Below are 13364 nucleotides of genomic sequence, written 5' to 3' on the forward strand. Positions count from 1 at the left end.
TACTCCTACCACAATTACTTAAGCTTGAGAGGCATGTTAAGGAGAGGCATGGTGAAGGGGTTGAATTCCACACCCTAGACATAACGGAAACAGAACCCAAACCAGTAAGGCTAATTGAAGCTGCCAAAACACTCACAGGCGAGTGGAGGAGGTTGAAGGTAGGGGGCGGTGGAGGTGCAGGTGAGGTATCTTCCGCATCTTAGTTAACTGCCTAGGCATGCAGTCTTTAAATGATTCAGCTTAAACCTAACTTTAATGCTCATCATGCTTTAGCCTCCTTAATGAATGTCATAAAACGCCTTAGAGTCCGCCTGTAAGCGTAGCGAGTACTTTCCCTTACACTTCTTGTTGAGAGGTAATCACTAAGGAACTTGTCAATAAGTTGCTCATTGATGTCGCCTACCTCAAACCCCTTATTCTTAATCCACTGGGCGAAATACCTAATCACATGCTTACTACGTGCGTTAACATGAGTCTTTAGATACTCATCAACAATTTCATCCAGCCTGTATGCAGAGTCCCTCCCAATCTTCCAAGCATCGTAGTACCTGTGTAGGATTTCCGCTATGAAGTCGTCGGGGCTCCTAGCGGTGTCCCTTGCGAACTCCTCCAGCCACTTATTCAAGTACTCTGGTAGTTCTATGCACCGCTTCGGCATAGCCTACACCATGCCCTTGAAGTTATTAATCCTATTCTCAACCTCACTTGCAAAACCCTCAACCTCACTCCTAAGTTCACTAGACCTATTTATGACCCTGCTGAGTGGGATCTCCCACCTCCTAGGCCTATAGGCTAAATCCCTCAATTCATCATCCCTGTAAATCAATGTATCGAAAAACAGCTTCCCATACACCCTACTGTAGATGGCGGATGGTAACTGCCTAACAAACCTCACAACACTAGTCTCTAGCTTGGCAATGGTATCACTCTTAACCCTCCTCGTAATGTTAATGAGGGCTATTCCCAATACCTTCGGCTCCTTCTTACTCTTCATGATGACGTCAGGTATGACTTCCTTAAGCAGGATCTTTACCCCAAGTAGGGATAGCTCCTCCATATTAGATGGAATGATTATGTAGTCGGCTGCGTATAAACCCCACATTGTGGGTGTGAATAATTCTGGGGGAGTGTCGCAAATAACGTAATCGTAACCCTTGTTTATAGCCGGCTCCGTCATTAGCCTACTATACACGGCTTGAGGATCCCACGCAGGTATCATACCCCTAAACACGTCTATTATGTAGTTAATGCCCGATGGTATCAACCCAACCTCACCAGACACCTTAACCCCCAAGTCAATTTGCCTTATCTTAAAACGACCCTGAATAGCTAGTTCCAACACACCATCGCTTATGTTCTCCACCTCGTTAATTCTTAGGAATAGGGACGATAAGTGACTCTGTGGGTCTAAATCAAGCATGAGGACTCTACGCCCCCTAATCGCCAAGCCATACGCCAAAAGCGCAGTTAAGGTGGTCTTCCCAGTACCCCCCTTCTGGTTAGTAATGGTAATAACCTTAGGAGGCATTCCCCACTCTAACTCAATAATACCTCAATAATTATTAAATGCTTTACTGCATCAACCACATGCATTACGTCAGAGGTAAAATGTGGAATGTTAAAGGGGATTGAAACACTAAGTTGCGTAAGTAAGGCGTGGTATTCACCACCCCTCCTTAGTTCTCTTGGGGTTATTGTTTTAGGTTTTTAACTCGCCTTAGCCTGTTTAATGATGTGTTTTAAGGGTTTAAGGTTTACGTGGTGTGTATTGGAGTGTTGGTTTTAGTTCGTTTATTAGGCATTTCTCCAACTTTAACCTCTCCCTGTTTCTGGTTTTTGGGTTTTTGAGTTGTGGGCATGTTACCGTTATTATGGTTAGTTTGTTTATTGTTGGTTTTAGGATTCTGTTAACTATGAACCTCTCCCTATCAACAACATTGAGCCTAACCCATTCATCACTCCGCATGCAAACCTCACCAAGTAGGTACATTAGGAGCCTTGTGACGCCCTCAGATGCCCCGATCCTAGCCTTACAATGCTCACCACCAACCCTCCTAGCAACATCACCAGCCTCACCAACGTAAAGCACGACACCACCATCAACTAGAATATACACACCAGGCACACCCCTCAAACCACCCACACTACCACAATCCCCAACCAATAAGTCACAACCACCCCTCCCAAAACCAAGCCCCAACTCACCAAGACACCTTTGAACAACACCCCCAACCAAACCCGACACCACAACCACATTAAGACAGACACACAGTGCCTTAAAGGGATTCACTAAAGACACAGCCACGTGAAACTTAAGATACGTAGATAGGCAGCGAAACCATAGGTAAAAACCAACCAAATCACCTTGCATCTTAATCACCCTAGCCTTCAATGACCTTCATTTTTAAAAATCCTCAAAACCGAACTCAACAGGTTCAGGGATTTTGCACTAAGGCTTCCTCAATTCTCCTTTGAGATCATCTAGTGTAGTTGATGGCTTCTCTTTCAGTGTGGTGTAGGCTGAGGTTGGGGGATTTACATGGGGATTAACGTAACCATTACTATGACGAGGTCACTTAAGCTTGGGTTACATTGAATTAACTACTAAAGCTGAGAAGGATTGGGAATTGGAAAAACTACAGTTTTAAATTTAAGGTTGAAGCCTACAAGTTTAAAGGTTTACCTCCTCCTTAGTGCTATTACTGCTACTACTGCTGCTATGACTACTACGATTACTACTATTCCGATTACTAGTGTTGTGCTGATTACTGGTTTGGTGACTGTTACCGTTGTTGGTGGTGCTGTTGCTGTTACCGTGACTGTGCTTGTTACTGGTACTGTGGATGTGGTGGTGTAGGTCGTGGTGGTACCACTAACAACAGTCGTAGAAGTAACAACAGTAGTCGTAGAAGTCACAGTAGTCGTAGTAGAAACCGTAGTAGCAACAGGACTAGTAGTCGTAGTAGTGGCTGTGGTGGTTGGGGGTTTAAATGATATTAACTGGAATAGGTAGGTCCAGGCTGGGGTTGTGTGCTGCAGTGTACCTATCCAAATCCACGTGTCGTTTATCGGCCAGTTAATGTACTGCGTGTTGAGGAATACTACACCACCATTCCAATCGACCTGTATGTACCATGGGTCGTGGTTAATTGCCCAAGCAACCCTATAGATGCAGTTAGTGGTTATCTTAACCCCACACTCAGGCACTGAGAACGTGGTACCGTTAGGTAGCGTAACTATACCATTCCAGTGGCTGTAGTTAAATGGATAGCCTATGAAGTAAAAGGCCTCGGGGAAATAGTATGGTATACCAGGCCTGTAGATGTCGCTGTAATAACTCCAGAGTAAGTCATATTTGCCTTGCTTAACTACTGTTAAACCCTCGGCTGCTGGATACACTATTACCGTTGTTGGTATTCCGAAGCTTGTTAATGCATTGGCTACTGCATTAGCTAGTGTGAGCTGAGGTGCAGATGAACCTGACCCTATGTATAACGTTAATGTGAATTGCGAACCGTTTGGAGTGTACCATATGCCATTCACCTTCTTAAAACCAACGGACTCAAGCAGCTGGGCGGCTAGACCCGGGTTATAGGTGTAGTTAATCAATGGTGAACCTTGAGCAGCCCAGTACTTGGATATGTTCTCCTGCCACTCTGTATAGTAGGGCATTAACCCATCCTGAGGCATTGGTGATGGGAAGGTGAAACCCATCCCATACGCCGCCTCGGCTAGTTGTGTCCAGTTCACTGCGTAGTATATTGCCTGCCTAACCTGGGGCATAGCCAACCACGGGTTAAGGAAGTTAAAGTAAATCGCATCACCACCAAAGGCTGGGAAGACGAGGATCTTAATGTACGGGTTCTTCGAGACCATAGACAATATTGATGGTGTCAATGCTCCTGACCATGTCGACCAAATACTTATCTTACCCGAAGCTAAGGCTGCGTAGACTTGAGACATGGATGAGTACTGCCACTCAACAATGTATTGAGGGACGAATTTATTAACATCGTAGTAATACGGGTTCTTGCAGAGCAGGAAATACTCGGGCGTAATGTCGCATAGGTAGTATGGGCCATTGGAGTAGCCGAACCTACTCGTGGGTTTATACGTTAAGTAGTCATGTATCAACGTTGACAGTACCTTGGCTGCCTCACCCTTCTCAGTGGAGTTGCCGAACATGTAGAGCCAAATCCAGCTGTAGTTGGCCTGAGCCATATTGATTATCGGCTCCCAGACGTAGCTGTCCTGCCAATCAATGGCAATGCCCTGACCCCACTCCAACGCTATGAAGGCATTGGCCTCTGAGGCACCAGGTACCGTTAATGGTGCGTAATAGCCTTTAGGTATCATGAAGGCGCAGGTATAGTTGTTGAACACTGTGACGTTGCCAACCATAGCTGACACTAGGCCCAGCAGCATGTTTGTCACGTAGACATCCCAGCAGGTCACAGGTATGCCGTTATCCCAGCCACTATGCCTAAGGTGAATAAGAACTTCAAGGGTTCCATTGGGCAGCTCAATCATGCTCCAATTCTCAGCTAAGAGTGGAGTGAACTTGCCTGTGGTTATGTTTACGGCGGCTAGGAATTGCTGGTAAACACCATACCACCATATGCCACCCTGGAACACGTTAGGGTTATATTCAGACCAACCGGTAACGGGTGGACTCTTAACCACGTACATGTACACGGTGTTATAGGGCGTAATGTTGTACTGTTGCGCGTTAACCACACCAACCCTATGCTTAACAATGAAGCCCATAGTTAACAGGACAGCAACTACTAACAATATTGTTAGATATATGATTTTCTCATTTTTAAGCTTAATGTAATGTCTTATTGCAGGCATCAATTATAATAAAATATGCAGTTTTTTAAAGTTTTTGCAATGGTAATACTTAAAATATTGGTCATGATGCTTAGGTGGTGTAGAGATGGTTACCCTAGAGGATGAGCTCCTAAGGTTAACTGTGGATGGGGGGAGTGGCTACATAATAGACCTCTATGATAAATACGCTAACGCGCACCACGTATCCGTCAGGCGCCCTGAGTTAAGGTTACTTAAGGAGGGTATGGGAATCTTCACCTCGTATCCACCAATCAGCGTAAAGAGCCTTGACGTCAACGGTAACGTGATTAGGATCCGCGGTGATGCTGAAGGTGTAGGTGTTAGCAAGGAGGTAAGCCTAAACAATGGTGCCGTTAACGTAACCATCACCACCCACGGTTCAGGCATCATTAGGGAGTCCCTTCATCTGGCCTGTTGCCGTGGTGGATTTTGGGCTGAGTCACCTGGTGCGTTGTACAGCTGTAGGTACTTCGTTAAGTTCGGCTTTGATGAAATAGGGGACTTAGACTCCTATACATCAATGTTCATTAAGCCACCTGTCTCAGGCTTCTCATTCAAGAAGAATTCTTACATTGATAGGTACTTCCCATCCCTCAAATGGACTGCCTTCATTGATACAGCTGGCAAGTGTGGTTTAGTTGTAAGGTGTCTCTCCGGAGACTGCATTGGCATCATAGAGGATCAGATGTTTAACGTGGACCTTGAGTTAATCAGAAGGTGCCAGGGGGACTGCGAGTTAAGGTACATGCTGATACCGGTGCATGGGCTTAGGAGGGTTGACTACATTTCGGAAAGCATAGTTGCTGGTGTTGAATTGCCAAGCGTGGTTAAACCCAGCGACGAGGTCCATGGCTCATTAGTAATAATTCCGCTTAAAGATACCCATTACAGCAGCGTTGAATCGTATGTTGAGTTAAGGAAGTCGCTATCACAGATGGGTAGGAGGGGTTATGTCCTGGATAGGACTATACCGAGCGTGAGGAGGTATGGGATTACCATTGAAAGTCATGTGGATGTCCCCCTAAGGCTTAGTAGACGTAAGCCGGTGGTTATCAACTTCAGGGTTAACCCAGGTGAATGGGACCCGGAGTATTACTCACACTCAATGCCGCTGTTAATCTTCAGGTTGGGTAATGAGGAGGTGAGGAGGGCCTTATCGGTGAATGAGGACTTTGAGGAGGCGCTCAACGTACTTAAGAATTTGGGTAGGGAGGGGTTGCTGGGGTTCATTGATAATGAGTGGAGTGATGACGTTGAGGGCTTCTTCGACGAAAAAGGCGCCTCATTGAGTCTCTATGAGTTAGCTGTGGAGAGTTTCTCCTCAAAAAGAAGATTATTAAACATTGATCAACTGCGTAAATGTGGCCACGCATGCGACCTACTTAAGGCATATGCGTACAGTGAGGACCCTAATACTGAGAGGTATGGCCTACCCACATCAGCCGTGTCCGGCAATATCCTTAAGGAGGCCGTTAGGTACGTGGCCTTCAACGATGAGGGTGCCTTAACCGCGGCTATAGGTAACATCAATAGGCTACTTGACTCGTATAGGCAGGGCACGTTAGTGCACTGGTTCAATGGTATCCACGGTGGCGCTGGTTCTGCCGGATTATTCAACCTAGTGCTGGCCTACGACCTACTTGAGGATTACCTACCAGGGAACATTAAACTCGGCTTAATGTCGATGTTTAGGTGGGCCCAGGGTGAGTTAATTAAAATAACCAACGCGTGGGTTTACCCACTAGGTAACTGGGAGCTCACTGAGGCATTAGCCCTACTGACCATATCAAGCAAATTCAACTTCAAGAACTCTGACCTAGGCATGGTTAAGGCCATTGCAGCCTTCAGGAGGGGGTTGAGTAAGGGCTTCCTGCCTGATGGTGGTTGGGTTGAGTTGTCAGCGGCATACCACAACTCGGCCTTAAACAACTCCACATGGGCGGCCGAGCTACTGAGGGCCACTGGTGGCCCTGACCTCTACTCATTCACCAACAGTAATGGTAAGCATGTGATTAAGGCAGCCGCTTACTGGCTTTGGGAGGTTACTGATGAAAACTGGAGGACACCGGCACTTGAGGACAGCGGCTCTAATTACCCAGACCCTGACCCATTCATAATAGGCGGTGTTAGGTATGAGGATGAGTTGCTACTGGGCATTGGCCTAAGGCTAGTTGAGAGGGGGATCCTCATTAAGAATCCGTTGGCTGCTATTGCCCTAAGCCAGGTGGATGGGAATCTGCTTAACAGGGCTAGGGGTTTAATGCCCAGACACAGCAGGTTCCTTATACTCAACGATTCAGGTAGATTCATAGCAAGGGTTAATGAGCTTGACTACTTCATACTTGACTATGGGCCTAATGGTGGATGGCATGGGCATCCCGATAAGTTAAGCTTCGAACTCCACATAAATGGTGTACCAATAATAGTGGACTCAGGCGCCGATTCCTACTACGGTGATAGGCATTGGGTTTGGCATAGGAGGAGTATTGCCCACAACACGGTGACCCTTAGGGATGAGGATCAGGCTGAAACGAGGGGTAGGTTGATTAATTATAATCTGCTTAGGAATGGGGTTGAGGCGTTGTTTGAGGCGGAGACGTACAGTGGTGTGGTTCATAGGAGGTTTGTTAAGGTCATTGATAGGGTTTACTTCATCAGGGATTACGTTAAGGGTGATGGTAGGTTTAGGTTTAACCTAAACATCATGGGTACGGTTAAGGGTAAGGCAGTTGAGGATGGGTTGTTTAAACTAGTGGTCAGTAACAGTGGCCTAGAGTACGTCATAGTTACCCCACGTGAGTTAACCATTGGAAGTGGGTGGAGGGGCCATGACGAATCAACACTATACACTTACTACGAGCTTGACGTGAGGGGTGAGGGTGTGCTTTGGGGCTTAATAATGCCCAGTGGTGCGCAGGTATCGTTAAGCGGGTGTGTGCTTTCGGTTGGGGGTATAGATTTAAACATCTGTGGGTGATTAAATGTAGGTGGTTGATGTGGTGTCTTCAAGCGAGTTGTTTAGGCTTTATGGGCGTGTTTCGCCTGGTGGTGTTCAGTCTAATATTAGGTTTTGGGTCCCTAACCCAATCTACTTCAGTAGGGCCCTTGGCTCGAGGGTTTGGTCTATTGATGGTGTTGAGTACGTTGACTTGATTACTGGCTACGGCTCTGTGATACTTGGTCATGGTGATCCATTAGTTAAGAAAACCGTTGAGGAGGCTCTTGAGGCCGGTTTAACAACGGGCCTTGAATCTGAGTTGGCCTACAAGGTTGTTGACTTGATCCACGGTATGGTTCCGTCAGCTGAGATGGTTAGGCTCTCTGTGACTGGTACGGAGGCCGTCATGCATGCATTGATGATTGCAAGGGCTGCGACCGGTAGGTTGAGGATTGTTAAGGCTGAGGGTTGCTACCACGGTTGGTATGACCAAGTCTACGTTAGCCTACACCCACCACTCGACAAGGCTGGGCCTAGGGATGAGCCTAATGTTGTCCCAATTTCAAGGGGAATCCATGATGCCTTAGTCTCGTCGGTGATCGTGGTACCTTTTAATGATGCAGATGCCTTAAGAAGGGTTTTGACTAAGCATAAGAATGAGATTGCGGCGTTCATAATTGAGCCAATATGCTTCAACTCAGGTGTAATACTACCCCGTGGGGATTATTTAAGGGAGGTTAGGGAGATTACCGAGAGTAACAACGTTCTCCTAATATTTGACGAGGTTATCACAGGCTTTAGGATTGCACCCGGTGGTGCTCAGGAGTATTATGGGGTTAAACCTGACCTATCCATCTTCGGTAAGGCCATGGCTAATGGATTCCCAATAAGCGCAGTTGCCGGTAGGGAGGACTTGATGAGGCTCACCGAGCCTGGTGGTTTGGTTAGTTATGCAGGAACCTACAATGGCAATTACATATCTGTCGCCGCTGCATACGCGACACTAACACAGTTGAGGAGTGGCGATGTGCAGGGTTACTTAAACTCACTAACCAATGAATTAACAAGAGGCTTAAGTAGGCTGTTTAGGGATTATGATGTTGAGGCTAGGGTTTACGGCATAGGTGGGCAATTCCAAGTATACTTCACCAACGCTGATGTTGTCGACTACAGGACAGCCACAACAACAGATGCTGCATTATACTCAAGGTTCAGAGAGGCTCTAATGAACAACCACTACCTAATGCACCAAGACCCATTATTCCACCATGGGTTAACAAAGGCGCATACGGGGGAAGAGGTGAGAAGAATCATAGAAATAACGGAGGAATTCCTAAGAAAAATCAAGACATCAGGTAAGTAAACTTAAAATCTCACTAGCAATCAAATCGTCGGTACCCTCAGCAACCCTACTCCACCTAGCCAGCCTAGTCTCATAGGACCCAAGCCTAAAAGCCTCACGGGTTGGGATATACCCAATGTACCCGTTAGTATACCCAACGCCGATAATGTTCATACTAGCCCCTGACGCCTTACCACTTAACCTAGCTTTAATGGTGTTTAGGGTTCCTGTAAATGGCTCCCCAGGCACGGTAACCATGGTTATGTCGCCCAGCTTCACAACACCCAACTCGGCGGCCTCCCATTCGGCATTGCCCTTAGCAAGCTCATACTCTTCGTCAGCGTAGAGTAAGTCTAGTAGGAGCTTGGCCTTCAACGCCAATTCCCTATCCCTAACCCACCTCTCATTAAGCCCCCTCCACAAGTCCTCTATTGGCTCCCTCCTGATTAAACCAAGTTCATTGGCCTTGCCGTACAGCTCCTCGAACCTAGCCTTAGCCCTGGCTAATGGTGGCGGCTGCCTTAGTGGTACATTAATCCTCTTCACCCTGACCCAAACTTCATCATTATTAACCTCACTTAACTTAACCATGCCGCCGAGTATTGCTCTACTAATTGAATTGCCCAAGTTACTTATGCAATTGATCCCCCTCACACTGGGTGTTACATCACCCATGAACCCTGGCATAAACATGGGCTCAATACCGCTACTGGTTAATGCCGAGTGAACCTCACCTGGGTAGTCTGGGGAGACGCCTAGGTCCATGTTGCAGGTTGGGTGGCATGGATGGCTATAGAGGATTACCCTCCCCAACCCATTCCTAGTCTCAATCAGCACTGCCTGGATGTTAACGCTAACATAGCCTCCAGTTAACCTACTTACGCATAACCTACCTGACTCCGCCGCATCGAGTTCACCAACCTTAACCCTAACCCCCTTAGGTTCATGAATGGGCCCACCCTCCAATGACTCCTCAAGCCTACTTAAAAGCCCATTAAACCACTGGTTATATAGAGCTCTCTCCTCCCTTGTGTAAGGGAATGTATTAACCCACATGGGTATCACAGTCTCTGGTGATGAGTGAGTATGAGTTGCCATGACCACTACGTCACCTGCCTTAATACCCAGTCTCTTGCTCACAATACCCCTAATCAACTCCACGTCACTGGAGTATAGGCCCAGTAGGTCGAGTTGAACTAGGACTAGTTCACCCATGCGTGAACCTACGAGTAGTACCCGTGCATAGAGGTCACCGTGTATGAACCTTGACGGTGACGCCATCCTATGGGCGAAGCCACCTAGCCTTAGGCCTATGGGTGGCGTTATCGGCACCTTAACGAAAGATGCATTCAAGGTCACTTAGCACCACCGGTACGTGTTAATTCATCAATCCTATTGAAGTCATCTTGGCTTAGCTTTACGTTTATGCTTCCTAAATTGTCCTCAAGCTGCTCCATCCTCGTGGCCCCTATTATGGGTATTATCGTTACGCCCAACCTCTCCTGCATGCCTATTAACCAGGCTAAGGCCAATTGCGTTAAGCTTACCCCCTTAGACTTAGCCATCTCATTAAGCTCAATGATAAGTTTGAGGTTTCTGTCAGTGAAGTAGCGCTTGACGTAGTCGGCATACGTAGCCCTTGACCCACCTGGGATAGTCCACTTTCCCTCATTGAAGTTCACGTACTTGCCAGTTAACACACCCTGCGCCAACGGTGAGTAGACTAGGATGGCCAACCCATACCTCCTAGCCACTGATATCTTATCCTCCTCAATACCCCTATCTATAATGTTGTAAAGTTCTTGTATCGAAACAGGCGCCTCAAGCCCACGCCCCTCAGCCAACTCCATGAACTCAACGATGTCGTGGGCTGGGTGGTTACTTAAGCCAATGTAATTCACCAGGCCCTGCTCAACAAGCCAACTCAAGGTTCTAAGAACCTCAATCTTGGGCGTGTTTGGGTCTGGGAAGTGGATTTGGTACAGGTCTACGTAGCTTGTCCCAAGCCTCCTCAGCGACTCCTTTATCTGCCACCTAACGTGCTTCCTAGACAACCCCTCACCATTAGGCCAAGGAGCCATCTGGCCACCTACCTTAGTGGCGACTATAACCGACTCCCTATCCACTGTCTTTAAGAACTGTCCCACCACACGTTCAGAGTTACCGACATGGTTAAGGTCAGCAAGTGCCATTGCCCCATGATACCTATTCGCCGTATCTATGCAGTTTATTCCCTCGTCGTAGGCCTTTTTCATTATTTTAATTGCAGCATCAACATCAACTCTACGAACCCCAAACTCATCAACCAAGTCAAGCCTAGGCAAGTGCCATGTGCCAAGGCAGAACTGGGAGACCTTAACCCCAGACCAACCAAGCCTAACGTAATACATATCCCAGTCACCAAGGGCTGCTCTTTTAAATGCTAACACTATGAGGAATTAAATTAAACCTGCTACTTATACTGAACCCTAATCAATGCTTCACCGACGCCGTGGAGTAACCAAGGATACTGAAGGATAAGGGTCTCGGGCTCATTCCTTTGAGGCTTCCCTAAGCCACTTGGCCAGGTTATTGGGTAGATCTATGCAAACCTTTGCTAAGCCAACCACTCCTTCAGCATCTCCGAGACATGCTAACCAGCATCTCGCCAATCGACGTCAGCCTATAGACGTAGTTCGTCTCTGAACCCTGCATCTCAATGATGTCTGTCCTAATGAGTTTACTTAACTGAATGCCAAGTCTGTGTGTTGACTGGACCACAGTACCCCTCAGTGCAGAAGTTATCAACTATGCGTAATTCTTCCTTTCGATTGTCACTATCTAATCGATTTTCAACGTCATTAGGGCCTTCAATTCTCTTTTTTGAGATCCTCCAGTTGTTTTGGTTTTGAGTTTTTATTTTATTTTGGATTGTAGTCTTTGGAATGGAGTTTTGGGTTTCATTGCATGGCTCATCCGTGTTCCAATGGTCTTTAGCCCAATGCAAAATAAAGAAATTGCACGAAACATGCAAAAACGGCAGGCCTAATAGACATTAAACCTACAAGTCGAATGAGGAAAACGCGTACTTCATGTATTTTAAACAGTTAAAATGTATGTGTCTTACCTGGTTGCTTAGAATGCGTTGGCATCCTTAATACCTAATCGTTACTAATACCCATATTGAGGGATGCTGAATATATTTGCGGCAAAATGCGTAATGCAGCATAGTAGTGTGGTCTTTAAAAGATTGAAAGGTTGAATGAGAATGCGTGCCTTATCTGATGGCCCCGGCCGGGATTTGAACCCGGGTTACGGGCTCCACAGGCCCGCGTGTTGTACCAGGCTACACTACCGGGGCCTTAACGCCTAACTCTTGCCTAACAACCTTATTAGCTTTTCTCCCCACATCCCCCTTAAGCCGGCTTCCTTAACCCCAATAGCACTATTTATCTAAATAAAGTTTATTAACCCCCTCAGCGTTTATAGTATTGATGGGTGTTTTAGCCTTTATTCAGCGGCTTGGGAGATTACTTAAGCCGAGTCCTTCATATAACCTTAACCTCCTCGTTGACATGCTGCTTAACCTTGTTAGCGTTGATGCGGTTAACCCTAGGGCTATGTTGGCTAGGAGGCATAAGTTAATGAACCTGAGGTCCGTGATTGCCGAGCTTGGTGTGGCTAACTTGCTCTCCCTCAACAGTAGCCCTAATTACGAGGACTTCAGGTACGTGATGCTCCTCTACGAGTCCGATAGCGGGGATTAGGAGCATACGCCGCTCCTGTATATTGAATCCACCACTAGGGCCATTGGGTTATCCTTAACGGCCCTAACCCAGTAGCCCCTATCACCAGTGAGCATGCCCAGTAGCGCCGCGGCGTCCATGGGGTTCTTCAAGTCGCCCATTGAGCCAACCCCAAGCGACAGCACAGCCCTTGTGGAGTAGTCCATTATGTCTGAGGCTACCTTAACCAGGTCGTTTACTAGCCCCATCCTGAGGAAGGGTAGTAGGACCAGTTCAATGTACTTACCCTCACCCTCCATTATGGCTAACTGCCTTCTACTCGGGTACTCCCGGCCCGGTAGTATGGTGACTACGTCGACCCTGTCGTTGGTTATGTATTTGTTTAGGGCATACCTATTGTTACCAACCACGTAGCTCACTGTGAACTGCCCCCAGCCACCACGCCTAGGCCCCTGGACCTTCCTCATGATCAGTAGCCCACTATCCTCCTCATCCCTCACCCTGG

The 13364-nt window shown here is 47.0% G+C and carries 12 protein-coding genes and 1 tRNA gene; 4 read left to right on the forward strand and 9 right to left on the reverse strand.

All coding sequences use genetic code 11. The features are described 5' to 3' along the window. Positions 1–203, forward strand: a 203-nt coding sequence (locus AAX04_RS12200; RefSeq protein ID WP_162270142.1) for a hypothetical protein, incomplete at its 5' end; no start/stop codon positions are given. 59 nt (positions 204–262) lie between these two features. Here AAX04_RS12200 and AAX04_RS10815 read toward each other — a convergent pair. From AAX04_RS10815 to AAX04_RS10830, 4 genes are all read right to left on the reverse strand, one after another. Further along, positions 263–658: a hypothetical protein gene (locus AAX04_RS10815; protein WP_066798158.1), complete on the reverse strand. Its 396-nt coding sequence runs from the start codon at positions 656–658 to the stop codon at positions 263–265. A gap of 3 nt (positions 659–661) precedes the next feature. Beyond that, the gene (locus tag AAX04_RS10820) at positions 662–1528 is read right to left on the reverse strand and encodes a ParA family protein (protein ID WP_066798160.1); all 867 of its coding nucleotides are present in this window, start codon (positions 1526–1528) and stop codon (positions 662–664) included. 219 nt (positions 1529–1747) lie between these two features. Beyond that, on the reverse strand, positions 1748–2254 hold the full coding sequence (locus AAX04_RS10825) for a hypothetical protein (protein ID WP_066798162.1): 507 nt from the start codon (positions 2252–2254) through the stop codon (positions 1748–1750). Positions 2255–2679: 425 nt separating this feature from the next. Beyond that, positions 2680–4854, reverse strand: a complete 2175-nt coding sequence (locus tag AAX04_RS10830; RefSeq protein WP_066798164.1) for an ABC transporter substrate-binding protein — start codon at positions 4852–4854, stop codon at positions 2680–2682. 85 nt (positions 4855–4939) lie between these two features. On the opposite strand from AAX04_RS10830, the gene AAX04_RS10835 reads away from it, so the two are divergent. Continuing rightward, on the forward strand, positions 4940–7831 hold the full coding sequence (locus AAX04_RS10835; protein ID WP_066798166.1) for a heparinase II/III-family protein: 2892 nt from the start codon (positions 4940–4942) through the stop codon (positions 7829–7831). A gap of 10 nt (positions 7832–7841) precedes the next feature. Continuing rightward, the gene (locus tag AAX04_RS10840) at positions 7842–9155 is read left to right on the forward strand and encodes an aspartate aminotransferase family protein (RefSeq protein WP_084761467.1); all 1314 of its coding nucleotides are present in this window, start codon (positions 7842–7844) and stop codon (positions 9153–9155) included. Here the strand turns inward: AAX04_RS10840 and AAX04_RS10845 are convergent. The 4 genes from AAX04_RS10845 to AAX04_RS10855 all read right to left on the reverse strand — a co-directional run bounded on the left by AAX04_RS10845 (position 9144) and on the right by AAX04_RS10855 (position 12474). Further along, positions 9144–10493, reverse strand: coding sequence for a hypothetical protein (locus AAX04_RS10845; protein WP_156519827.1), 1350 nt, complete (start codon positions 10491–10493; stop codon positions 9144–9146). The two genes, AAX04_RS10840 and AAX04_RS10845, sit on opposite strands and share 12 nt — an antisense overlap. After that, complete coding sequence (locus AAX04_RS10850; protein ID WP_066798169.1) at positions 10490–11524, reverse strand: aldo/keto reductase; 1035 nt, start codon at positions 11522–11524, stop codon at positions 10490–10492. The genes AAX04_RS10845 and AAX04_RS10850 overlap by 4 nt, the downstream gene beginning before the upstream one ends. Positions 11525–11747: 223 nt before the next feature. Beyond that, positions 11748–11894, reverse strand: a complete 147-nt coding sequence (locus tag AAX04_RS12040) for a hypothetical protein (RefSeq protein ID WP_156519828.1) — start codon at positions 11892–11894, stop codon at positions 11748–11750. A 505-nt stretch (positions 11895–12399) separates the two neighbouring features. Then, a tRNA-His gene (locus tag AAX04_RS10855) sits at positions 12400–12474 on the reverse strand. Positions 12475–12607: 133 nt separating this feature from the next. On the opposite strand from AAX04_RS10855, the gene AAX04_RS10860 reads away from it, so the two are divergent. Next, a complete protein-coding gene (locus AAX04_RS10860; RefSeq protein ID WP_066798171.1) occupies positions 12608–12880 on the forward strand; it encodes a hypothetical protein in 273 nt (90 codons plus the stop codon). On the opposite strand, the gene AAX04_RS12205 is transcribed toward AAX04_RS10860, so the two are convergent. Further along, on the reverse strand, positions 12877–13364 hold a 488-nt coding region (locus tag AAX04_RS12205; protein WP_238377868.1), incomplete at its 5' end, for a hypothetical protein. The genes AAX04_RS10860 and AAX04_RS12205 overlap by 4 nt on opposite strands.

Origin of the sequence: Caldivirga sp. MU80 (genome assembly GCF_001663375.1) — an archaeon.
GTDB lineage: Archaea > Thermoproteota > Thermoprotei > Thermoproteales > Thermocladiaceae > Caldivirga.

Coding starts and splice junctions, on each gene's coding strand:
- AAX04_RS10820 (WP_066798160.1), bottom strand. CDS start 1,528: ATGCCTCCTAAGGTTATTACCATTACTAACCAGAAGGGGGGTACTGGG.
- AAX04_RS10860 (WP_066798171.1), top strand. CDS start 12,608: ATGGGTGTTTTAGCCTTTATTCAGCGGCTTGGGAGATTACTTAAGCCG.
- AAX04_RS10850 (WP_066798169.1), bottom strand. CDS start 11,524: ATGTATTACGTTAGGCTTGGTTGGTCTGGGGTTAAGGTCTCCCAGTTC.
- AAX04_RS10815 (WP_066798158.1), bottom strand. CDS start 658: ATGCCGAAGCGGTGCATAGAACTACCAGAGTACTTGAATAAGTGGCTG.
- AAX04_RS10830 (WP_066798164.1), bottom strand. CDS start 4,854: ATGCCTGCAATAAGACATTACATTAAGCTTAAAAATGAGAAAATCATA.
- AAX04_RS10835 (WP_066798166.1), top strand. CDS start 4,940: ATGGTTACCCTAGAGGATGAGCTCCTAAGGTTAACTGTGGATGGGGGG.